Source organism: Novosphingobium sp. YAF33 (genome assembly GCF_052113265.1).
GTDB lineage: Bacteria > Pseudomonadota > Alphaproteobacteria > Sphingomonadales > Sphingomonadaceae > Novosphingobium.
In genome coordinates this window covers 16121-38004 of the sequence record NZ_JBFRCW010000024.1, presented here as the reverse complement: position 1 = coordinate 38004, position 21884 = coordinate 16121, and the positions used below count along the sequence as shown (strand labels likewise).

The window sequence follows — 21884 nt, the reverse complement described above, 5'->3', positions numbered from 1 at the left end:
TGCCCGGCCGGCGTCTACGAATTCGTCGATCCGGACGGTGCGGGCGCCAAGCTCCAGATCAACGCGCAGAACTGCGTCCACTGCAAGACCTGCGACATCAAGGACCCCACCCAGAACATCGAATGGGTGACGCCGGAAGGCGGCGGCGGTCCGAACTATCCGAATATGTGATCGAGAGGTCTCTCGCGGAAAGGACGAAGCGTCGGAGGTTCCTCCGAGGCACCCAAATCGGTGCTGGCAGTCGTGAAAGCAGCAGCTTGACCGCGACGAAGCAAGCGACATCATTATCGCTACCTGTCTTGCCCCGCTCGGAACCAGTCGAAATCGGCGACACCGCCTTGCGCCAGAGTGTTGAACGAGAACAGTCCCGGGCGAGTGCCCTTCCACCAGCCATACCACGCGAGTTTAAGAGGTTCGCCAGCAAAGCTTCGTCCATCGTCGAGACTGTAACGATAAGTGGCTATGCCGTCTTTGGTCACATTCGCCGCAAGCACCACGCTGCGAACCGAGCCAGGGACGTCGGCGATCGTGGTCTCCTGGCCTGCTAGGGAAAGCACGATCCGATTGGCCCCTTCATCGCGCACCACGCCAAGCCAGGACGGCTGCGCGTTGAGCAGCGTCAGACCTGCCCTTTGGCCATTCGCCATTCGCCCGATCTCCAGCCGGGTCACATAGCCTGGCGCCGGTCCTTGCATGACCTGCGTCAGGGTGTTTCGCGAGGTGACGATCTGGGACGCCTGGAGCGCCGTGAGGCTGAGGAAACCGGGCCGGGCACGCAGGCTCCATGCGCTATCGTCCGGATTGTGATTCCACTGCCACTGGATGGAGAGCCGCCGCGCCCCGAATTGATCGGAACCTTGCAGGCGATCCGAACCTCCCGATTTTCGGGTATGCGGCATGGGCCAACGCGCGACGGGCAGACCGGCATCCTGTCCGGAAATCGGCGCTCCAATGATCGGCCAATCCTGCTGCCAGGTGAGCGGTTGCAAATGCACAATGCGGCCGAAGGCTCCCGTAAGATTGAAGTGGAGGAACCAGCTCTTCCTGTCCGTTGTCTCCACCCAGCCACCCTGATGCGGTCCCTTGAGCTTCAGGTCGCCGCCGGGAAGCAGCACGTCGCGCCATTCATAAGGACCCTCGAGGCGGCGGGACCGACCGACAGCCTGCGGCCCGGTCCCGACCCCGCCGATGGGGGCGAAGATGTAATACCAGCCATTGCGCTTGTAGAGCTTGGGGCCTTCAAGGACCGGAAGTCTCTTCTTGTCCTCGGCAATGAGCTGGCCCTCATCGAGAACGCCGGTGCCGTCGGCACGCATGCGGTGCAGAATGAGCGGACCTGCACCGACTTTGCTGTGAACGAGCCAAGCGGTCCCGTCCTCATCCCAGAAAGGGCAGGGGTCCTCAAAGCCGGGGCCGGAAATTACTGTGGTCGGGGCGCTCCAGGGACCTTCGGGCCGGCGCGCGGTGGCCATGAAGATGCCTTCATCCGGGGTAGCCCAATAGACGAAGAAGCGGCCGCCGTGCTCCCGGATCGATGGTGCCCAGGGGCCGCTGCCGTACTTCGTGCCGGTCGTGTCCCGCGGATTGGCGTCGGTGATCTTGAATTCGCCCACCAGATTGTAGGCCGGAGTGTCGGGAAGCCGGGCAAGAACGTGCGAGACGAGGGTCCAGTGCACGAGATCGTAGGAGCGCAGCACCGGCAGACCTGGGGACATATGGAAGCTGGAAGCCACCAGATAATAGGCGTCCCCGCTGCGGATCACGTCGGGGTCGGAGTAGTCGACGTAAAGGACCGGGTTCTGGTAAGTGACAGGTGAATTTTCGGCGCCAATTTTCGCTCCGGCCGTTCCGACGCCCATCATCGAGCCGGCAGCCACGACCGGAAGGAAAGCACGGACCGAAACGCGGAGAGGTGAGCGCATAGTCACAAAGCTTCCACCGCGTTTCTGGTGTCTTCGAGGGCCTGCTCGATCAAACGGTTCATGCTTTCCGAGGCGCGCCTGGAGTCCCGGGCCGCAACGGCCTCGCACACTTCGACGTGCTCGGGGATGGCATTTCGCGGCAATGTTCGCGCCTGCTGCTTGAACTGGGTCGTCCACCTGACGGCTGCTCCAACGCTGGCGGTCAGGACCATCAGCGCGCCGTTACCGGTGGCCTTCAGGATCGTCTGGTGAAAATCGCGGTCCGCGTGGCGACCTGGTTCGCTCGCCAGGGTATGGCCGCGCATCGCGTCGATCGATCGACGCAGAGCCTGTACATCTTCGCGCGAACGCCGCTGGGCGGCAAGACCGGCGGCCGCGGGCTCGATCAGCCCGCGGAGTTCGAAGATGTCGCGGATGAACCCGAAATCGGGCTTGCCGGTAAAGGCCCATTCCAGAACATCGGGATCGAGAACATTCCAGCATTCGCGCGGAAGAACGCGCGTACCCGCCTTGGGCCTGCTTTCGATGAGACCCTTGGCCGACAATACCCGCAAGGACTCGCGATAGGCGCTGCGCGACACGTCGAGTTCCTGCGCGAAAACGACCTCCCCGTAGAGTATGGAGCCGGGCGGATAGTGGCCGGACACGATGTCCCGGCCGATCTTCTGTACGACCGATCCATTGAGCCGGCGCCCGGAACTTCTGATGTTCGCGCCGCCGGACATTGCCGCGTCAGCACTTCGCGCGATGGCATTCATGGCGTGGTTCTCTCTCCCTCACGGCCTTCCGACATGTCCGGCTTTGCCGGGCCTATTCGAAGGCGACCCTTGCATTGGCCCCGCGAAGCCCCGGCGAATGGGCTGTGATCCGGAGCGCTCCCTTTCCTCGGCCTCGCAGGATCGCGAGAGCCTTCCCCCTGAAGGTCTTGGTGTGGCTGGCTTTCAGCGAGCCCACGGCCTGCGGATTGGCGCTGCCAAAGGCGGCCAGTTCGCCGGAGCCTTCCAGCGCAAGGGTCACCGGCCGCATGTCGTCAGGCAGAACCCGTCCCTTGGCATCCACCACCTCGATCTTGAGATAGGCGAGCGCATCGCGGCCGCGGCGCTGGGACAGCGGCTCGGCCGACACCCGCAAGGATACTGCCTCGCCAACGGTTTCCAGGTGCGTGCGGCCAATGACCTTGCCGTTTTTCCAGGCGACGGCCTCGAGTGTGCCGGCCGCGTAGGGCACGGGGAGTTCCGCCGTCATCTTGTCGCCGGCTGCCAGCGCTTTCTCACCGACCGTCTGACCGTTGAGGATCACCTGGACTTTGTCGCCGGCCGTATAGACGCGCACCTTGAGGGGTTTGCTTTTGTGGTCGTCCCAGTTCCAGCTCGCCAGCTCGTCCGGCCAGCCCCAGTTGGCGGTCCAGGGGAAGGTTCCATCAGGTGCAGGCCGCAGCACCGTCATGGTGACAGGAGCCAGGCCCCATGCAACGTCGCGCGCCAGCGAAGAGGCTTTCTGGCATCCGATCAGGTCGAGATCGCCGCACCAGGCGTTCACCCAGGGCCACGCCGCGAAGTAATAAGGCAGGCTGCCATTCTTCAGGAATGCCGTTGCGCCGATCCCCGCCTCGCCGATGTAGTCCATCGCTGTCCACAGGAACTCCCCGAGGAAATAGGGCGCGCGGTCCATCAGCGCAGCGTAGTCGAAGACCTCGCGCGCGAAGGTCTCGGAGCCGTAGACGACCCGCTCGGGGTGGCTGGAATGCTCGCGTTCGATGTCATCGAGCCGGTAGTTGTACCCCGGCACGTCGAGGAACATCGTGGAGGCGTTATCGACCTTTCCGGCAAATCCCGGACGCGCTGTATCGGCTCCGGCGATCATCTCCTGCCCCAGGACGCCATTGAGCCCGGCGGTTACCGGCCGGGTCGGATCCAGCGTCTTCACCGCATTGGCAAGCTTCCATTCCCATTCGACGCCTTCGTCGCTGGCACGGAAAGGGATTTCGTTACCGATGCTCCACATGATGACCGAGGCGCTGTTCCGGGCAGGCAGAACCATCCCCCGGATCACCTCTTCCCAGTGCTCCCGGAAATGAACCGAGAAGTCCTGGGGCTCCTTGTGCTCGTGCCAGGCGTCGAAGGCCTCCTCGATCATCAGCATGCCCAGACGATCGCAAGTTTCCCTGAGGCTGCGCGAGGCAGGATTGTGCGAACTGCGGATGGCGTTGAAACCCCGCTGCTTCAGCAGGCGGATCCGCCGCTCGTCGGCATCGCGAAACGCGCAGGCGCCCAGCAGTCCGTTGTCATGATGGACGCAGCCGCCCCGCAGCTTGATGACTTCGCCGTTGATCGCCATCCCGCGTGCGGGATCGAAAGTCACGATACGGACACCGAAGGGCTGCTCCAGCCTGTCGACGACCTTGTCACCGCGGCGCAGCTCGGTTTCGAGCCGATAGAGGTTCGGATGATCGGGCGACCAAAGCCGGGGGCCCTGCACCGTGAGCGTCTGGCGTACTTCGCTTCCCGCAGCCACACGACCTTGCGCGGCAGTGCGACCTTCGGCATCGATGAGGCGGGTGACGATTTCGTAGCCCGCGGCATCCCCTTCGAGCGATGTCGTCAGATCGACCTCGGCCCGTCCGTCTGCGAACCGGCGAGTCCAGGCCGCAACGCCCCATCGCGCGATCCGGCACTGGCTCGGCAGCACATCGAGCGTCACCTGCCGATAGATGCCCGACCCCGCATACCAGCGGGTGTTGCGTCCTTCGTTGCGAACCCGAACCGCCACGACATTGTCGCCCTTGCGGTCGAGATAGGGCGTGAGATCGATGGCGAACGGGATATAGCCATTCACGTTGCTGGAGACCGGATGGCCGTTCAGGAAGACGTCGCTTTCGAGATAGATCCCATCGAACGTCAGTTCGATGCGCGCATCGGGAGCATAGCCGGCGACGCTGAAACGCTTGCGATACCAACCCTCACCGCCAACGGTGAAGCCGGTCGCGCCCTTGCCAACGGCTGTCTTGTCGAACGGGCCGATCTGGGCCGGCTCGGTGCCGCCCGGCACATCCTCGACACCCCAGTCATGCGGCAGGTCGACGACGCGCCATGTACTGTCATCGAGGCCGGCCTGTTCGAAACCATCCCCGCCACCGCGATGGAATTTCCAGCCATCGTCGAACGGAATATCCCGCAGCGGCCAGCTTGCTCGCTGCGGCAAGACTGGTGGTTTTGCCGCAGCCACGCCGACCATGGGAAAGACGGCACCGGCTCCTGCGACCATGAGCGCCTGGCGCCGATTGGTGTCAAATTCGAAGCTCACATGACTTCTCCCAGCCTGGCCAGTTCGGCATCGATCCGTGCCAGAGGCTCCCGCTGCACAACCCCGAAGACGAGCAGCGATTCGAGCGAGAAGTTGCCAAGGTGCGGCTTGATCATCTCATTGCCGATGCGCCGATCCATTCCTGGTATCTGTTTGTTAACGATCGCCCAGGCCGCCGGGATCGACTGCAGGATAGCGATCGGCGTCTCTCGCGAACTGAGTATCCGGGGAAGCCTGCGCGGTGGATCGTAGGCCTTCGCAGGCGGATAAAGTGGCGCGTCCAAATTGGTCATCCTCTCATGGAATTGTCTTGAGACGGCAGTGCGAGCGCCGGTTCGACGAGCGGTGGCCGCAGCGCATGGCGCTGTTCAACCAGGCCTGCGCGCCATGTGCGCTGATCCATCGGTCCTCTCCTGCTTTCTCGGTCGCCGCGATCATCGCCCCCCCGATGGGCTCGGGCTTATTTTGTGCCTTGTCTAAATAGCAACGGTGTGTTGTTTTAAGTGGCAAGGACGGCATGTCAAGCCAGCTCCGGGACGGGAAGAGGACGATGGAACCATCGGATTTGCCGCAGCCATTGCGAAGATCGATCGCGCCCGGTCCCAAGCTGAGGCGGGCATCCGGAGCGAGGACCTTCGCCTTTGACCGCGGTCCTGCGTGAGCGCTTGCTGCGAGCAAGAAAACAAAAAACGGGAGGGAATATGATCAAGACAGGATGCAACCTGCTGCTGGCGTCCACCAGCTTGTTCGCCGTGGCGCCGCCTGCATGGGCGCAATCGGCGCCGGCCGCCGAAAACGCCGCGGACATCATCATCGTCCAGGCGCGCCGCCGCGACGAGGACGTTCAGGATGTCCCCGCAGTCATCGATACCGTGACGTCCGAAGAGATCGCGAAGCTCAATATCCGCGACTTCAAGGAAGTTCAGACACTCGTTCCCGGCCTGGAACTGACAACGGAATCCAACGGCGTCGGCGGCAGCGCCAAGATGCGCGGCGTCAATTTCGACGTGAATGCCAGTGGCTTCAACTCCACCGTCGAATTCTACATGAACGACGCGCCGATCGTGGCGGGCATCGTTCTTCAGCAGATGTTCGATATCGGCCAGATCGAAGTCCAGCGCGGTCCTCAGGGCACGCTGCGCGGACGCGCCTCGCCTTCAGGATCGATCACCGTCGCCAGTCGCAAGCCCGATCTCTATACCGTTGGCGGCACGGTCGACATGACGGCCAACGACATCGGCACGCAGAATATCAAGGCCGCGCTCAACCTGCCCGTCATCGAGGGCATCGCCGCCATTCGTGTCGCCGGCGTCTGGGACGAGAACGAGGACAACCGCGTCAAGCCGCTCGACACCAGCTATGGCGGCCGCGATCCCTTCGCCCGTACCCGCGCCGGACGCGTCAGTGGACTGATCCAGCCGACCGACTGGCTGAGGTTCGAAGGCGTCTACCAGCATATGCAGCGCAATGCGGTGGGATACGATCAGGTCGCCTCCTTCAGCGAGGTCAATCCCGATGCCGCACCAAGCCCGGTCTACATCGATACGAGCGACCGCCGCACCGATCAGGTCGAGCCGCGCCGGATCAAGCAGGTCTACAACATCTACAACTGGCGTGCCGAAGCGAACCTGGCCGGCCAGACCCTGATCTATCAGGGCCAGCACTATACCCAGAACGTCCATGCCAGCACCTCCCTCGACTCCGCAGTGGTGTTCCCCGGCGATACGATCTTCCAGGCGACCCACACCCGCACCAAGTCGACGTCCCATGAAGTCCGCCTGCAGAACCAGGAACGCCTGTTCGGCATGGTCGACTACGTTGTCGGCTTCTTCGACCAGAAGAACGACGCGCCGACGGATCTCCTGCGCAGCACGGCGGTTCGCCTGCCGCTCCTGTTCGGCGGCGGCCTTGCGACTGCGGTCACGACACCGATCGGCCGCTTCGGTGGCAATCACGAGCAATCGATTTTCGGTAATCTGACGCTTCACGTAACYGATTCCACCGAAGTATCCGGCGGCCTCAGGCATATCGACTACAATTCGGAAAATACGCTGGTTGTGGGCGGCAATACCGTCTCCACCGATGGGCAGGATGCCAAGAAGTGGATCTATACCGGCTCCATCAAGCAAAACATCACGCCCAATCTCATGGTCTACGCCAGCACCGGCAGTTCCTGGCGGCCGGGCATCAACGTGGTCGGCGATTTCAACATCCTGCCCTCGGCTACCGAAAAGAGCTTCACCAACCTTCCTGCCGAAACCTCGAAGTCCTATGAAGTCGGTTTCAAGAGCACGCTCATGGGCGGTCGGATGCGTTTCAACGTCACCGGTTACCATCAGAAGTTCAAGAACTACCCCTACCGCGTGTCCAACGGCGTCTACTACGTCAATACCGTGGCGGACAGGAACAGCGCCGGACAGGTTACCGGCATCCATCAGGAAGTCGGCCAGTTCAACTTCGCGGGCGCTGTCCCTGTCGAAGTGAACGGCGTGGAAGGCGATCTCTCCTTCGATATCTCCGATCGCTGGACGATGGGCCTGCTCGCCAGCTATTCGCTCGGCAAGATCAAGAACGGCACGGTTCCCTGCAACGACCTCAATGGCGACGGTGTGCCCGACAACGTCCTGTCGGCACCATCACTTGCGCAGCTTCAGGCCGCAGTCGGTTCCGAGAACCTGGCGACCTGCCAGGTGACGCAGCGCTCCGCTTTCCAGCCCCCCTTCTCGGCCACGCTCCAGAGCGAATACAGCCTTCCGATTTCCAACAGGTTTGATGGCTACCTTCGCGGTTTGGTGACCTACAACGGCAAATCCCAGAGCGATCCCACCAACATCTACGACAACGTCGGCGACTATGCCCTGGTCAATCTCTACGCGGGCATTCGCGATCCCAAGGGAATGTGGGAGGTTTCGCTCTACGCCAAGAACCTGTTCGAAGTGGAAAAGGCGCTTTCCCGCACCAGCCCGCTTTCGACCAGCTACCAGCAGCTCGGCTTTGGCGGGTTCGGACCGAACGGCCCGATCCTCACCGGGCCAACCGCCGCGACGACGACCAGCACTTACACCGGCATCACCATGACGCCGCCGCGCGAGTTCGGCCTCAATGTAAGGTTCTCGTTCGGTTCGCGCTGATTGGCGCGAACCGAACCTCCGACCTGGGCGGGTGATCCAAGATCACCCGCCCTCTTGTCGTTCACAGCCAGACGCAAAAAATCACGGGCGCGCTTCAACGCCCTATCAGGAGGATCTCGAAATGCGCCGTATTGCAGCAAAGTTCGCGGCCAGTCTGCTGCTGGGCAGCGCGCTTATTCACCCGGCTGACGCGCAAGCGGGACCCAAGCCCTCATCCTCCCAGCTTCCGGCAAACGACGCCGCTATCGAGGCCCGCGTCGAGGCGCTCCTGGCAAAGATGACCGCCGAGGAGAAGGCCGGCCAGCTCAGCCAGTTCTTCTATTTTGCCCAGATTCCAGCGATGGCCAAAGGCGTGGACGATCAGATTGCCGCCGGCAAGGCTGGCTCGATCCTTTTCACGACCGATCCCAAACTGCTCAATCGCGCGCAAAAGATGGCCGTCGAGCAGACCCGCCTGAAGATCCCCCTGCTCGTGGGTTTCGATGTCATTCATGGCCTTCACACGATCTTTCCCGTGCCCCTCGCAATGGCGGCATCGTGGGATCCGAAGCTGGTCGAACGGTCGCAGGCGGTAGCGGCGCAGGAGGCGCGGGCGGTAGGCATTCATTGGACGTTCGCGCCCAATGTCGACGTTGCCCTCGATGCCCGCTGGGGCCGCATCGTCGAGGGCGCGGGCGAGGATCCGTACCTGGGATCGGCCATGGCCGCGGCGCAAGTCCGGGGATTCCAGGGCGCGTACATCGGCGCGCCCAGTCACATCATTGCCGGGCCGAAGCATTTCGCAGGCTATGGCGCTGCCATGGGCGGGCGTGACTACGACCAGTCGGAAATCTCGGAAAACCAGCTTCACAACTTCTACCTGCCACCATTCAAGGCCGCGGTCGACGCGGGCGCGGGCAACATCATGGCCGCCTACATGGCGCTCAACGGCGTACCCGCAGCCGGAAACCACCGCCTCCTGACCGACACGCTGCGCACCGAGTGGGGCTTCAAGGGCTGGGTAGTCAGCGATGCCGGCGGCGTCGATGCTCTCAGGACACATGGCATTGCAAAGGATGGAACCGAGGCGGCCGTCAAGGCGATCTCGGCCGGCACGAACATGGAAATGGTGCCGCCGGGACAGAAGGCGCACATGCCTTCGCTCGCGGCTGCCATCACCGAGGGCAAGCTGACCACCGCTGAACTCGATGCCATGGTACGACCGGTCCTCGCCGCGAAGTTTCGCATGGGCTTGTTCGAAAACCCTTATGTCGATGAAGCACGCGCTGCCAAAGTCCTCGCCGATCCGGCCCATGCCGTCGCCGCCCGCGCGGCTGCCGAGCGGTCGGCCGTATTGCTGCGCAACGAAGGCGGCCTGTTGCCGCTCGACCGCAAGAAAGTCCGGTCGCTCGCCGTGATCGGGCCGCTTGCGGATTCCCAGCGTGACATGCTCGGCCCTTGGATTTTCTCGATGAACAACCCCAGCGCCGAAAGCCTGCTGGCCGGTATCCGCGCGAAAGTCGGGCAAGGCGTCACCGTGTCTTATTCCGAAGGTGTCCGCATTCCCGCACGCGTGAACCCCTCGCCTTTCGACATGATGGACGGCAAGCGGACCAAGCCCGAACCCATCGACGAAGACGCGGAGATTGCAAAGTCGGTCGCCTTGGCTCGCCAGTCGGACGCCGCCATTCTGGTGCTCGGCGAGGCGCAGAACATGAGCGGCGAGAAGGCCTCGCGGGCGAGTTTCGACTTGCCCGGACGCCAGAAGGAGCTGCTCGACGCGGTGGTGGCCACCGGCAAGCCGGTGATCGTCGTCCTGATGAGCGCCCGTCCGCTCACAGTGCAGGACAGCAAGGCCGCGGCGATCCTCGACATCTGGTATCCCGGCAGCCAGGGAGCAGCTGCCGCCGCGAACCTGCTGTTCGGCGATGCCGTGCCCGGCGGCAAATTGCCGATCAGCTGGGTCCGCAGCGCCGCCCAGGCCCCTATGACTTACGCGCGCCTACCCTCCCACGATCCGACCGATGCCGCCAAGCGTTATCAGGAAGGGAGCAACGAACCTGCCTGGCCCTTCGGCTTCGGGCTCAGCTACACGAGCTTCGCCTACTCCAATCTGAAGGTGCTTACGCCGAAGGTCGCGCCCGGCAGTCCGGTGACCATCACTGTCGATGTCGCCAATAGCGGCCCGCGAAGCGGCGATGAAGTGGCGCAGCTCTACATCCATCAAAAGCACGGCACCTCATCCCGGCCGGTCCGCCAACTCAAGGGCTTCGAGCGCGTGACCCTGAAGCCGGGCGAGAAGCGGACGCTCACCTTTACGCTCAGTCCGGAAGACCTGCGCTACTGGAGCGACGCCACGCGGAGCTGGATCGAGGACAGCTCGGACTTCGAGGTCTGGGTTGGCGGCGATTCCACGGCATCGCTCGGTGGATCGTTCGAGGTGAGTGAAGAATAAGCGGCCTTTGACATGAACCGCAGCGTTCCACGATGCGCGCTCCTCGCCGCTGGCGCGCTTGGAGCGATCCGGTTTGCCTCGGTAGTGATCGCGGACACCGCCTGCCCCGGTGATAGACACCCTTTCATCGCTGAGCGAAAACGCGGATCCCGGAATGGGTGAACCGCCGCATCGGTGACTGGCAGCCTGGCGCCAAAAAAGTCGCCTGGAATGGGTTTCCGGCCTACAGCAAGACGTCGAAGGTTCGCCCTTCCGGGCTCTGCCGCCCGTGCGGGTTCTGACCGAGAGCGCCGCGGAACCGGGCGAGTAGCAAAAGGACCTCTTTCTGCCCACTGGCGAGAAAGAGGTCCCCTACCCCGCTCGATCGGGCACGGATTAAGCGGGGCGACCACCAAATTGCACGAGGCCCTCCCTTGTTTGAGGGGCCGTCCGGCTGGCCGCTACTGATCTGAAACCGGCGGCCTCAGTGGGGCTTTACCGCGTCGAGTTCGGTCTGGATGGTCGCCAGCTTCTCATCGGTGAGCTGATCGCCGGCAAACTGCTGGAGCTGGGCAAGCGTCATCCCGCGGCCCATCTCGATCTGCGGGCTATTGATGATCTCGGGAATATGCTTGAGCAGAATGGCCTTCGATGCCGGATCATCCAGCATCGTGCCGAGGTCGGTTTCCTGGACCTTGTAGGCAGCTTTGGTTTTGGCAGCTGCAGGCGGGTTTTCGGCATAGGCCGTCACGGATCCCGTCATGGCCAGAGCCAAAAGTACCGCCGAGAGAAGTGCGCGCATTGATAATCCTTTCCCGAACAGGAGCTGGGATCGATGCGCGTGGCGGCTCCAGCGCCGTCATCTCGATGCATCTATCCGCTGTTCAAACAGGACTATCGGATCGAGCCAGCACCAAGTCAATATAGCTACACATTGTATTATTTCGTCACGGCGATCATGAATTCGATCTCAGATCACCAGGACCCCGCCCCTCCGACAATGCGCTCGACAAGGGATCTCGCGACAACTTTCGCCTCATCGTCTTTGAAAGGTTCCGCTTCGGGACGTACGGCGATCGTTCCCCCCGTCACGGCCATCACCAGGTCTGCCGCGCCCTCCGGATCGCGCATTTTGAACCCTCTGGCAGGACCATACTCGCGAATCGACGTCGCTATGAGCGCATGGAGGCTCCGGTAGCCCTTCTGGTTGTGGCCGCTGAACCCCGATCCGGCCGTTCCCGTCAGATTGCCCGCGAGCCTGGTAATGGCGCGAACTTCGGGTTTCGTCCCCCAAAGCAGCATCGCTTCGACATAGCTGATCAGCTGCTCGACAAGATCGTGCGACAGCGCCGGATCGCGTTTGGTATTGAGTTCGGACCACGATGCAATCTTTGCATCGATCACGGATTGAAGAAGGTCCGCCTTGTCCGAAAAGCGCTTGTAGAGCGTAGTGCGCGGAATGCGAAGGTTGGTGGCAACGGCATCCATTGAGGTGCCTTCATACCCCAACTCCAGGAACATTCGCGTGGCTTCGCTCAGGATGTCCTGTGTGATCTTGGCGGAATCGGCGGCTACCGGACGCCCTCTTCTTCTGACCGGTTTCTGATCTGCCTTCGCCGCCACTGATTGCCGCACCTTGTCCTGCACTTTTGCCGTAATCCGCGCTTTGGAATATCGATTGCCCATGTGGTAACCGATTTGGGACGACRCACAACCGGCACGTCGTTGCCTCGCCGTTCCCGTGGAAGCCACCCTTTCCGATAAACGACGCTCGGGTGCCAACTATCGTTCGTGCCGGCGAGGCTATCGCGCGTACCGTAGTTGCCATAGACTGGTTCGCCATGCCGCTCGACACATCCCCTCTCGCGCGCTTCACCTTCGTAGGCGAAGTCTTCGAATGGCGCGGGCCCGCGCCCTTCTTCTTCGTTGCCGTGCCCACCGAATGCGTGGATGAGGTGCGCTATGCCGCCCGGATAGCCAGCTATGGCTGGGGCGTGGTGCCCGTGCATGCAGTCGTAAATGAAATCCCGTTCACGACCTCTCTTTTTCCAAAGGGAAACAGCTATCTTTTGCCAGTCAAGGCGGCGGTCAGGAAAGCCGGCTCGATCAATCTCGCCGACAGAGTGACGGTTGAAATCCAAATCACTGCAAAACGCGACTTCGATGAGCGCCGTCCAACGATCTAAGGCGAGGGATAGCTCGCTGCGGCCTCGGCGGATTCCGCAAGCTGCCGCACTGGCCGCCTGGGCAGGACTTTGGCTGCAGCGAGTTACGGGGGGCAATATGCGAATGCCCCCATCCCGGTCAGATCGTTGAGCGAACCGGCCGCACGATCAACGTATTGACGTCCACATCCGCAGGCTGCTCCACCGCATAGGCGATGGCGCGCGCGATCGCGTCCGGGGTGAGCGCGATGGAGCGGAAATCGACCATCGCCTGCGCCGCGACCGGATCGGTGATCGTGTGGGCCAGTTCCGATTCCACCACGCCCGGCGCGATGGTGGTGACCCGAATGTCGTCATGCTCCATGCGCAGCGCTTCGGAGATCGCGCGCACGGCATATTTGGTTGCGCTGTAGACGCCGCAGGTCGGCCACACGGCATAGCCGCCGATCGAAGAAATGTTGACGAACTGGCCGCTGCCCTGGCCCTTGAAGCGAGGGAGCGCGGCGGCTATGCCGTGCAGGACGCCGCGGATGTTGACGTCGATCATCCGGTCCCATTCATCGACCTTCAGGCTGTCGAAGCGTGACAGCGGCATCAGGCCCGCATTGTTGACCAGCACGTCGACGCGGCCATATTCGGCCTCCGTCGCGGCGATGAACGCCTCGAAATCGGCGCGGTCAGTTACGTCGAGCGACCGGAAGGCAACCGCGCCTCCCGCTGCGTTCAGTTCCTCCGCCAGCGCGGCGAGCCGGTCGGTGCGGCGCGCTCCCAGCATCAGCTTCGCCCCGCGCGCCGCCAGCAGCCGCGCCGTGCCTTCGCCGATGCCGCTGCTGGCGCCGGTAATCGCGATGACCTTGTCCTCGATAGCCATGATCGTCACTCCTGTTAGGGCGGACCGAACCATCGATCCGATGCCCCCTACATGGCGCTCTCTGGGCGGGAGGCGGTAGAACGGTCATCCGGGATGATTGCACGATATTCCAGATTGCCAGCATCGGGCTGGATCGGCCGTGGCCGGCCGTGTAGGCTGATCGTACCGACCGCTTGGGGAGAAGGGCTGATGGCGCATCAGGAACTGGCTGAGCAGATTGCCCGATACGCCGAGCGCGACGGCATCATGGATACGCCCATCGCTCGACTGGCACTGGTCCGCTCGGCCCAGCGCGGGGAGCCGGTGCATATGGTGCAGCGCCCGGCGCTGTGCATCATCGCGCAGGGGGGCAAGCGCGTGCTGCTGGGCGATGCGGTGATCGACTATGGTCCCGCCAACTATCTCGTCGCCTCGCTCGACCTGCCCATCACCGGCGCGGTGACGCAGGCCAGCGCGGACGCGCTTTATCTCTGCTTTTGCCTCTATCTCGACCCCGCCCTGCTGTCGGAGATCGCGCTGACCCTGCCGCCCCTGCCGGCGGGCGCGGATGAGAGCAGCGGGATGACGTTACACCCGATGACGCCTGAACTGATCGACGCGGCCACGCGGCTGACGGCACTGCTCAGCGATCCAGTGAATGCGCCGCTGCTCGCACCGCTGATTGAGCGGGAATTGCTGGTGCGGCTGATGACCGGGCCGGGCGGAAGCGTGCTGCGAGCCATCGCCAGCGGCGAAAGCCGCACCGGCCAGATCGCGCAGGCGATCGCCTGGCTCAAGACCCATTTCCGCGAGCCTTTCCGCGGTGCGCACCTTGCCGCCCTTGCCGGCATGAGCCTGTCGAGCTTTCATGACCATTTCCGCCGCGCCACCGCCATGACCCCGCTGCAATATCAAAAGCAACTGCGGTTGCAGGAAGCGCGGGCGCTGATGCTGGCCGACCGGCTCGACGCGGCAGAGGCTGGCTTCCGCGTCGGCTATGACAGTCCTTCCCAGTTCAGCCGCGAATATCGTCGACTCTTCGGCGCCCCGCCCGTCCGCGACATGGGACGGTTAAGGGCGAAGCCGCAGATGGCGATGGTGATCTGAAAGGGCCGGGGCGGAATTGCTCAGTTTCAAGTTCGGTTCTGACGTCGGAACAACCAGGGAACCGGCGAGCTGTTCGAAAAGCCGGCGCTCAGCCTGGATACGATGCGCGGCAAGAACCTGGCAGAGTATTCCCTCGTCACCAGGGCAGTGCCAGAAGTCGGATACCTCGGCCAGCGCCTCACGCAGCGTTTTCGCCGCTTCCCGGTCTGCAGCCGTGATTGCAAGCATAGTCAACTCTTGTTCCTCTGAATGCTGGATTCCTGCAAAACAGCTGCCCTACAAGTGATACCGGATAACCGTGCGGCAGAAGCGCTGCTATGAGCGCTTCTGCCGCACGGCCTTTACCAGGACCCAAACAAACGTCTCTACACAGAGCGTTTCATAGAGCCGACAAGCTTCAGGGTACCCTTGTGCCACGACCAAAGAAGAAGCCGAGAACCAGGATTACGGCCGCCACCAGCAGGAAGACCTTTGCGAGGCTGGCCGAGAGGCCTGCAACGCCGCCAAAACCCAGAAGCGCAGCGATCAATGCGACGACAGCAAAAATTATTGCCCAGCGAAACATGAGTGCTCTCCCTTAGACTAACTACACCAACGCTGCGCCGACATGTTCGCAGCAGCTCGTTCTTTAGAACTTTCAAGCTGTCCCGATGTTCCACGAAACCTCGGCAGTGATATCGCGCATGTAGATGTCCTTGTTGATCGGTCAGGAGACTGGCGAGAGTTCGCATCGTTGCCCGGCTCGACGCGCAGCCATTGCGGCGAGGAATGCGGCAAGGACCAGCAGAGCCGCGCTGACCTCGAAAGTGGCGCGCACGCCGGTGGCATCGAAGATGGCGCCGCCCATGGTCGCGCCGAGCGTGATGGCCAGTTGAATGACAGCGACCATCAATCCRCCGCCGGCCTCGGCATCATCGGGAAGCACCTGAGAGAGCCAGGTAAACCATCCTACCGGCGCCGGTGTGGCAATCAGGCCCCATGCCGCAAGCAGCAGGACGGTCGGCCAGAACGAGCCACCGAAGCTTGCCAATGCAAGGGCAACGCCAGCCATCAAGGCCGGTATGACCACGAGCACCCTGCGCAGGTTCATTGCGACGAGCGGCCCTATGGCGGCCGTTCCGGCAAGACCCGACAGGCCGATCAGCAGCAGGATGATCGATAGCCAGGATATGTCGACATGGGTGACGGTTTCGAGAAACGGGCGCAGGTAGGTGAAGAGGGCGAACTGCCCCATGAACAGGACAGCTACGGCGATCAGTCCGATGAAAATGCCGGGCTTGCTCAAAAGGGTGATGACGCTCGCTTGCCGCGATCCGTGCTGCGCAGGGAGCTTGGGGAGGCTGACTGCCTGCCATATCAGCGCCAGCGCCGCGAGCGGAACAAGACAGAAAAATGCGCCGCGCCAGCCCACGACAGAGCCGAGCAAACTGCCCATCGGCGCCGCCACGGCCGTCGCCAATGCACTGCCGCCCTGAAGCGTCGCGATGGCCCGTGGAAGAAACGCACCATTCGAGATGCGCATGAGCACTGCCGTCGACATAGACCAGCAACCGCCGATTGCGATTCCGAGAACGGCCCGCCCGGCCAGCAGCACCGGATAACTCGGGGCGAAGGCGACGATGGCGCCGGATACGATCATAAGCCCCGTCAACCACAGGATCACAAGCTTGCGATCGAGCTTGCGCGTGAGCGAAGATATCGAAAGGCTGGTCAGAACAGCGAACAGACCGGACGCGGCAATGGCCTGTCCGGCCTGCCCTTCGCTGATGATCATGTCGCGCGCCATCGGGGTAAGGAGGCTCACCGGAAGAAACTCCGACGACACCAGCACGAAAGCACACAGTGTCATTGCCAGAACTGCACTCCATGGTGCAGCGCCGGGCCCCGCGTCATCCGCGGTCGTGGTTATCGAAACATGCATGCTTTCACCTTGAATGCGCGGATCTGCGGCTGCGTGACATGTCGATGCTCGGCAGCACGGCAGAGGCACCGCTCGCCGGGGCGCCTGATCAATTGGTGACGAAGCCCTGCTCCGCCATCCTGGTGGCATAGAAGTTCGCGCTCTGCTCCTTCACCGCGCCCATTGGATGGCCTACGACAAGGGCGCCGTGGCGGCGGCCTCGATCCAGATCGTCGGCCATGAAGAGATTGCCGGCGACGGTCATGCCGTATTGGTTTCTGAAGGTGACTTTATCGATCGTGACGCGGTCACTCACGTAGAAATTATCTGTGCCGTTGGACATGTCTTGTGCCTCCGCGAATGGGATGGTGAAGGGAAGGAAGCCAGGTGCAGCTGCGCCGGCAGAGAGTTGAAGAATGGAGCGCCGGGTGGTTCCTGAAGACGCCTAGGCCTGGTGCCAGACCTGGTGTCCGAACCGCTCATGTCTGGGCATGGGATGTCTCCATTGGGAAGCGAGCCCTTCGACCGTGAGCTTTGTCTTTGAGAAGGCCATTGGCTTCAGGCGCCATGCGCCTGGTAGGCAGCGCGCCAATTTGCGCATCGAGGCGGCGCGAGGCCGGTGGGTGTGGCAACGAAAATCGTCATGGCCACCATCTAGGCGCGGGCGCCATCATCCATTAGCCTGAAAGATGAACATGCAGCACTGAGTGAAATTCAATAATGCAACGTGAGACCATGGCTGAAGCGCTGCGCTATCGCGAGCAGTGAGTTCGAAATCCGGCGTTCGCCCAGACGATCATTCCCGAAAGCATCGCCGCCGACGGATACCGACATTCCAGGCAGCGCTTATGCTATTGCGAATTGAGATCATCACAGATATCGCCAACCGGGCCTGGGCGCTTCAGCTCCCGGGCTGATCGCGTCGGTGCCTTGAAAAAGGCTTAAAAGGGAACACGGTGAGAGGGCTCCGCGCCTTTGAATCCGAGGCTGTCCCTGCAACTGTGAGCGGCGAGCGCGATGCACATGTGCGGACGGGAAATGCCCGAGCCGCCAGCCACTGGGCCGGACGCTAAATCCTGCGAGGCCTGGGAAGGCCGTGCATCAAGCTGTGACCCGCAAGCCAGGAGACCTGCCGTCGCACCGGTCGCTCTTGCCTGACCCAGGGGATGGTCTTGGCACGGTCAGTTTTCTCCGTCTGAGCGACGAGAATGCGGCGGAGGCCGCATCGGTGTCGTGCGTCAGCCGCCTTTGGGGTGTCCGGCCACTGCGCGCGCCGACCGTTCGCGCGGACGCCTCCTGCCCGGTGTTGCTCGACGCCTCGGGGGATTGCATTGAGACAGAATACCAAGACCGCGCTGCTTTCAGGAAGCCTCGCACTATCGGCGGTTCCCACGATGACGAGTGCTGCCGAGACCGAACCCGCCGACAATACGATCGTCGTCACGGGCAAGACCGGCGCCTACAACGTCACCCGCTCCAGCGGCGCGACGCGCACGGACACGCCCTTACTCGAAGTGCCGCAGTCCGTGACCGTGCTGACGCGGCAGGTGGTCGACGATCTGCAAGCGAACCGTGTCGAGGACGTGCTAGCCTATGCCGGCGGCATCACGCGCGGCAACAACTTCGGGGGCACTGGTCTCACCGACTACAACCTGCGCGGCTTCACAACCTCGGAATACTTCCGCAACGGTTTTCCGATGAACCGCGGCTATCCGCCGGCACCGGACTCCATCGCCGTCGAGCGCGTGGAGGTGCTGCGTGGCCCTGCTGCCCTGCTATATGGTCGCGGAGATCCGGGCGGCACGTTCAACATTGTTTCGCGCGTACCTACCGACAGGATGGCCCAGACCGTCAGCGGCCGGATCGACAGCTTCGGCGGTTGGCGCGGAACGGTCGATGCCACCGGTCCCATCGATAGCGCAAAGACCGTGCGCTACCGCCTCGGCGCGGCCGTGGAAGGTGGCGACAGCTTCCGCGATCATGTCCAGTCCGACCGCATCGTGGTTGCGCCGGTCGTCGCCTGGGATGCCTCGCCGGACCTGACGTTCATTCTCAGCAGCGAGTTCGTGCAGGTGAAGACCCCGCTGGACCGCGGCAATCCCGCCTTCAGCAATCAGCTCGACATCGCCATTCCCGCTTCACGGTTCTTCGGCGAGCCGTCCGTCGGCCGGTGGCGCGTGCGCAATGGCCTTGGCAGCCTCGTCGCGGAATACAAGCTGGCGCCTGGCTGGAAGCTGCGGGCGGGCGCCCAGTATTACAATGGCGAGTTGGGCGGCCCCGGCATCCAGGCCTCCAGTCTGCGCGCAGATGGCCGCACCCTGGTGCGCACTTATAGCGAGCGTACCTTGCGGTGGCGCGATCTGGATGCACAGGTGAACCTGACCGGCCAGTTCGCCACCGGCAGCGTCGAGCACGAAGTGCTGCTGGGCGCCGAGTTCGAGGCCTTCCACTATACCGAGGTCATCCGCAATTCGAGCCCGACGCTGTCGCCCTTCACGCTGGACATCTTCGCGCCGGTCTATGGCTCCGCAATCCCGCCGCTGAACGGCACGTTCACCAGCATCCGCACCCAGACGCGCACATTCGCGGGCTACGCCCAGGACCAGGTGTCATTGCTACCCTGGCTGAAGCTGCTGGTCGGCGGACGACTGGAGCGATACGAGAGCGACAACCTGAACTTGCGCAGCGGGGTCACTTCTGCGTTCAAGCAGACGGTATTTACGCCGCGCCTTGGGACGGTCTTCGTGCTGGCCCCGCAAGTTTCAGTCTACGGCAGCTATGCCCGCTCCAACAAGCCGAACACCGCAGCGGACGTGAACGGCAATGTCATCGCGCCGGAACGCGGCACCAGCTACGAGGCCGGTGTGAAGCTGGAACTGCTGGACGGCAGGCTGAGCGCGACAGCGGCGCTGTTCCACACCACCAAGCAGAACGTCGCGACCACTGACCCGGACAATCTGGATTACAGTATCGCCGCCGGCGAAGTGCGCAGCCGGGGCTTCGACTTCTCGATCACGGGCAACCTGACCAGGGCATGGCGGATCGTGGGCGGCTATGTCTTCGCCGATGCCGAAGTGACCAGAGACAATCGCCTGCGGCTCGGCCAGCGCCTGCCCAACACGCCGCGCCATTCGGCCAGCCTGCTCAACGTCTACGAAGTGCAGGAAGGCGCCCTCAAGGGGCTCGGCGCGGGTGCAGGCGTCACTTACGTCGGTGGGCGCATCGCCGGCACTGCGGCGACCGCGCCTTACATCCGCTCTTACGCAACGGTGAACCTGCTGGCCTACTATCCGCTGGCCGAGAACGTGAAGCTGCAGGTCAACGTCAACAACTTGTTCGACAAAAAATACGCCGAGCGCGGCTTCGGCAGCAATCTCTATCCCGGCGCCCCGCTCAGCGCGATCGCCAGCATCACGGTCGGCCTGTGATGGCCGGCAAGACCCGTCTCGTCCGCCGAACTCAAGCAAGGATGTGCATGATGAAGACTGCCATGAAAGCCGCGATCCTCACCGCTCTGCTGCTCGCGCCCGCACTGCCCGCCCAGGCGCACGGCATCTACATTACCGAACGCTCGAAGCAGATCGTGCTGATCTACGGCGAAGGCGCCGACGATCTCGACATGGTGAAGCGGGAGCCGTTGATCGATACGGTTGCCGCCTACGATGCCGAGGTCAAGCCGATCAAGGCGCAGCACCGGATCTCGGGGCTCGCGATGCTCGTCGAAACCGAAACCAGGCCCAGGTTCGTGACTGCGATCCTGCAGAACGGCGTTTGGTCGCGGATGAAGGGCGGCGAGTACGAGAAGAAGGGCCTCGACGAGATGCCCGGCGCCGACATCTCCACCAAGAACATCAAGTATGCCGTCCGGATTCAGGGCCCGTCCGCCGGCACCGTCCCTGCGCTTCCCGGCCAGACCCTGCAGATCGTCCCCGCCGGCCCGATCCCCGCGATGCTGGGCCGGAAGCTGACGTACAAGGTGCTGTATAAAGGCCGGCCGGTGGCGGGCGCGCGCCTCATCAACGACTTCGTCAACGATCCGGACGCCAAGGAAACCGTCACCGGCTCCGACGGCACCGTCACCTTTGCCGTTCGCAATCAGGGGCTCAACGTCATCCATGCCGTCTACGACGGCCCGAGCGACAATCCCGCCAAGTATCGTAATGTCGAGCACACCGCGACGCTGAGCTTCACGCTGGAACACAGGCCGGAGTAACCCGAACGTCGCGCCGCGGGGCCATGCTTGTCCGGCGGCGCGGCCAAGGCATTACAGCGAAACGCGCGCGCTGGCGTAGACTGCGCGCCCGGCGCGGACTTCGCCGACGGAGCGTAGCTACCGCTCGCAATCGTCACCGAGCGCGCGCACTATGGGCAAAAACCCGTCTCCGTCAAAGCCATCGTCCGAAGGTCCAGCCCCATACCCAGCGCACCCTGCGCCACAGCGGTCCCGATTGCCTGGTGCGACAGCGCACACTATTGTGACCATCGGTCCGCGAGTTCACCCTTATGGCCATGACCTGATTGAAGTTTGAGGCGAGCCGCGTCAGAGGACCCAAACACTATCGGGAAGCTGCCGCTTAATGTGATAAGCCTAACGCACCGGGGCTTACCCGCCAGCCCCAAAGATGCTTCAAGGGTGCATGATCGCTCCTCCTGCCGAACAACTGAGACAACTCACCCTCGCCTTTGAGCGGTTCACCCGTCGTTTCAAGGTGGCGGAAGCGACTGCGGCGATGGCCAATTCGCTCAATGCCCTTGATGTGCAGGCGCTGCTCTTCATCGACGACAATCCGGACTGCAAACTGGGTGATGTCGCGAGGCACCTCCAGGTTGCGCTCACCACGATGTCGTCCTCGATCGACCGCCTCGTGCGTCGCGGCATGATCGAGCGGCACCGGCCCGAGACGAACCGCAGATCGGTGGCTCTGAACCTGACCCAAGGGGGCAAGGATACCGTGGCAGGCTACATGGAGGGCTATCAGGATGCCTGCAACGCCATGCTGGAGCCGCTCGACCCGGCAGAGCGCGCCGATTTCGTTCGCCTTACCCTGAAGATCGCGCAACACGAAACTTGAATAATACGAAGATCGTACTAT

The 21884-nt window shown here is 62.9% G+C and carries 19 protein-coding genes and 1 riboswitch; of the genes, 8 read left to right on the top strand and 11 right to left on the bottom strand.

Translation table 11 applies throughout. The annotated features are described in order from the left end of the window. Window positions 1–171, top strand: a 171-nt coding sequence (locus AB4Z00_RS25440; RefSeq protein WP_442047737.1) for a 4Fe-4S dicluster domain-containing protein, incomplete at its 5' end; no start/stop codon positions are given. Between the two features lie 119 nt (window positions 172–290). Here AB4Z00_RS25440 and AB4Z00_RS25435 read toward each other — a convergent pair. Genes AB4Z00_RS25435 through AB4Z00_RS25420 form a run of 4 tightly spaced genes read right to left on the bottom strand, consistent with a single transcriptional unit; the run spans window position 291 to window position 5518 of the window. Then, the gene (locus AB4Z00_RS25435; RefSeq protein WP_442047736.1) at window positions 291–1922 is read right to left on the bottom strand and encodes a glycoside hydrolase family 43 protein; all 1632 of its coding nucleotides are present in this window, start codon (window positions 1920–1922) and stop codon (window positions 291–293) included. A 2-nt stretch (window positions 1923–1924) separates the two neighbouring features. Further along, on the bottom strand, window positions 1925–2680 hold the full coding sequence (locus AB4Z00_RS25430) for a FadR/GntR family transcriptional regulator (RefSeq protein ID WP_442047735.1): 756 nt from the start codon (window positions 2678–2680) through the stop codon (window positions 1925–1927). A gap of 52 nt (window positions 2681–2732) precedes the next feature. Next, the gene (locus AB4Z00_RS25425; RefSeq protein WP_442047734.1) at window positions 2733–5225 is read right to left on the bottom strand and encodes a glycoside hydrolase family 2 TIM barrel-domain containing protein; all 2493 of its coding nucleotides are present in this window, start codon (window positions 5223–5225) and stop codon (window positions 2733–2735) included. Then, the gene (locus AB4Z00_RS25420; protein WP_166675348.1) at window positions 5222–5518 is read right to left on the bottom strand and encodes a hypothetical protein; all 297 of its coding nucleotides are present in this window, start codon (window positions 5516–5518) and stop codon (window positions 5222–5224) included. Before AB4Z00_RS25420 ends, AB4Z00_RS25425 begins: the two co-directional genes overlap by 4 nt. A gap of 408 nt (window positions 5519–5926) precedes the next feature. Between AB4Z00_RS25420 and AB4Z00_RS25415 the strand changes: the two genes are divergently transcribed. Both AB4Z00_RS25415 and AB4Z00_RS25410 read left to right on the top strand, forming a co-directional pair. After that, entirely contained in the window at window positions 5927–8356 is a 2430-nt protein-coding gene (locus tag AB4Z00_RS25415; RefSeq protein ID WP_442047733.1) for a TonB-dependent receptor, read from the top strand. 121 nt (window positions 8357–8477) lie between these two features. After that, window positions 8478–10790: a glycoside hydrolase family 3 N-terminal domain-containing protein gene (locus tag AB4Z00_RS25410; RefSeq protein ID WP_442047732.1), complete on the top strand. Its 2313-nt coding sequence runs from the start codon at window positions 8478–8480 to the stop codon at window positions 10788–10790. Window positions 10791–11253: 463 nt separating this feature from the next. On the opposite strand, the gene AB4Z00_RS25405 is transcribed toward AB4Z00_RS25410, so the two are convergent. Then, window positions 11254–11571, bottom strand: a complete 318-nt coding sequence (locus AB4Z00_RS25405; protein ID WP_442047731.1) for a hypothetical protein — start codon at window positions 11569–11571, stop codon at window positions 11254–11256. 173 nt (window positions 11572–11744) lie between these two features. Continuing rightward, the gene (locus AB4Z00_RS25400; protein WP_442047730.1) at window positions 11745–12455 is read right to left on the bottom strand and encodes a TetR/AcrR family transcriptional regulator; all 711 of its coding nucleotides are present in this window, start codon (window positions 12453–12455) and stop codon (window positions 11745–11747) included. A gap of 89 nt (window positions 12456–12544) precedes the next feature. Between AB4Z00_RS25400 and AB4Z00_RS25395 the strand changes: the two genes are divergently transcribed. Then, window positions 12545–12955: a DUF1905 domain-containing protein gene (locus tag AB4Z00_RS25395; RefSeq protein WP_442047729.1), complete on the top strand. Its 411-nt coding sequence runs from the start codon at window positions 12545–12547 to the stop codon at window positions 12953–12955. 118 nt (window positions 12956–13073) lie between these two features. On the opposite strand, the gene AB4Z00_RS25390 is transcribed toward AB4Z00_RS25395, so the two are convergent. Beyond that, on the bottom strand, window positions 13074–13805 hold the full coding sequence (locus tag AB4Z00_RS25390) for an SDR family oxidoreductase (protein ID WP_132265401.1): 732 nt from the start codon (window positions 13803–13805) through the stop codon (window positions 13074–13076). 189 nt (window positions 13806–13994) lie between these two features. On the opposite strand from AB4Z00_RS25390, the gene AB4Z00_RS25385 reads away from it, so the two are divergent. After that, the gene (locus AB4Z00_RS25385) at window positions 13995–14891 is read left to right on the top strand and encodes an AraC family transcriptional regulator N-terminal domain-containing protein (protein WP_442047728.1); all 897 of its coding nucleotides are present in this window, start codon (window positions 13995–13997) and stop codon (window positions 14889–14891) included. Here AB4Z00_RS25385 and AB4Z00_RS25380 read toward each other — a convergent pair. The 4 genes from AB4Z00_RS25380 to AB4Z00_RS25365 all read right to left on the bottom strand — a co-directional run bounded on the left by AB4Z00_RS25380 (window position 14856) and on the right by AB4Z00_RS25365 (window position 17134). Beyond that, the gene (locus AB4Z00_RS25380) at window positions 14856–15119 is read right to left on the bottom strand and encodes a hypothetical protein (protein WP_132265399.1); all 264 of its coding nucleotides are present in this window, start codon (window positions 15117–15119) and stop codon (window positions 14856–14858) included. The two genes, AB4Z00_RS25385 and AB4Z00_RS25380, sit on opposite strands and share 36 nt — an antisense overlap. A 169-nt stretch (window positions 15120–15288) precedes the next feature. Beyond that, on the bottom strand, window positions 15289–15456 hold the full coding sequence (locus AB4Z00_RS25375) for a DUF1328 domain-containing protein (protein ID WP_132265397.1): 168 nt from the start codon (window positions 15454–15456) through the stop codon (window positions 15289–15291). 141 nt (window positions 15457–15597) lie between these two features. Continuing rightward, window positions 15598–16740, bottom strand: a complete 1143-nt coding sequence (locus AB4Z00_RS25370; RefSeq protein WP_442047727.1) for an MFS transporter — start codon at window positions 16738–16740, stop codon at window positions 15598–15600. A gap of 160 nt (window positions 16741–16900) precedes the next feature. Then, window positions 16901–17134, bottom strand: a complete 234-nt coding sequence (locus AB4Z00_RS25365; RefSeq protein WP_442047726.1) for an alpha/beta hydrolase — start codon at window positions 17132–17134, stop codon at window positions 16901–16903. A gap of 563 nt (window positions 17135–17697) precedes the next feature. Next, window positions 17698–17942, top strand: a riboswitch (cobalamin riboswitch). 180 nt (window positions 17943–18122) lie between these two features. Here AB4Z00_RS25365 and AB4Z00_RS25360 point away from each other — a divergent pair. The 3 genes from AB4Z00_RS25360 to AB4Z00_RS25350 all read left to right on the top strand — a co-directional run bounded on the left by AB4Z00_RS25360 (window position 18123) and on the right by AB4Z00_RS25350 (window position 21863). Further along, entirely contained in the window at window positions 18123–20219 is a 2097-nt protein-coding gene (locus tag AB4Z00_RS25360) for a TonB-dependent siderophore receptor (protein ID WP_442047725.1), read from the top strand. Then, window positions 20219–21004, top strand: a complete 786-nt coding sequence (locus tag AB4Z00_RS25355) for a DUF4198 domain-containing protein (RefSeq protein ID WP_442047724.1) — start codon at window positions 20219–20221, stop codon at window positions 21002–21004. Before AB4Z00_RS25360 ends, AB4Z00_RS25355 begins: the two co-directional genes overlap by 1 nt. 424 nt (window positions 21005–21428) lie before the next feature. Beyond that, window positions 21429–21863, top strand: a complete 435-nt coding sequence (locus AB4Z00_RS25350) for a MarR family winged helix-turn-helix transcriptional regulator (protein ID WP_442047723.1) — start codon at window positions 21429–21431, stop codon at window positions 21861–21863. Window positions 21864–21884 lie beyond the last annotated feature (21 nt).

Excerpts from the sequence above, each read along its gene's own strand:
- AB4Z00_RS25405 (WP_442047731.1), bottom strand. The coding sequence starts at position 11,571 with ATGCGCGCACTTCTCTCGGCGGTACTTTTGGCTCTGGCCATGACGGGA.
- AB4Z00_RS25350 (WP_442047723.1), top strand. The coding sequence starts at position 21,429 with ATGATCGCTCCTCCTGCCGAACAACTGAGACAACTCACCCTCGCCTTT.
- AB4Z00_RS25400 (WP_442047730.1), bottom strand. The coding sequence starts at position 12,455 with ATGGGCAATCGATATTCCAAAGCGCGGATTACGGCAAAAGTGCAGGAC.
- AB4Z00_RS25435 (WP_442047736.1), bottom strand. The coding sequence starts at position 1,922 with ATGCGCTCACCTCTCCGCGTTTCGGTCCGTGCTTTCCTTCCGGTCGTG.
- AB4Z00_RS25385 (WP_442047728.1), top strand. The coding sequence starts at position 13,995 with ATGGCGCATCAGGAACTGGCTGAGCAGATTGCCCGATACGCCGAGCGC.
- AB4Z00_RS25410 (WP_442047732.1), top strand. The coding sequence starts at position 8,478 with ATGCGCCGTATTGCAGCAAAGTTCGCGGCCAGTCTGCTGCTGGGCAGC.
- AB4Z00_RS25380 (WP_132265399.1), bottom strand. The coding sequence starts at position 15,119 with ATGCTTGCAATCACGGCTGCAGACCGGGAAGCGGCGAAAACGCTGCGT.
- AB4Z00_RS25375 (WP_132265397.1), bottom strand. The coding sequence starts at position 15,456 with ATGTTTCGCTGGGCAATAATTTTTGCTGTCGTCGCATTGATCGCTGCG.
- AB4Z00_RS25355 (WP_442047724.1), top strand. The coding sequence starts at position 20,219 with ATGGCCGGCAAGACCCGTCTCGTCCGCCGAACTCAAGCAAGGATGTGC.
- AB4Z00_RS25390 (WP_132265401.1), bottom strand. The coding sequence starts at position 13,805 with ATGGCTATCGAGGACAAGGTCATCGCGATTACCGGCGCCAGCAGCGGC.
- AB4Z00_RS25420 (WP_166675348.1), bottom strand. The coding sequence starts at position 5,518 with ATGACCAATTTGGACGCGCCACTTTATCCGCCTGCGAAGGCCTACGAT.
- AB4Z00_RS25430 (WP_442047735.1), bottom strand. The coding sequence starts at position 2,680 with ATGAATGCCATCGCGCGAAGTGCTGACGCGGCAATGTCCGGCGGCGCG.
- AB4Z00_RS25365 (WP_442047726.1), bottom strand. The coding sequence starts at position 17,134 with ATGTCCAACGGCACAGATAATTTCTACGTGAGTGACCGCGTCACGATC.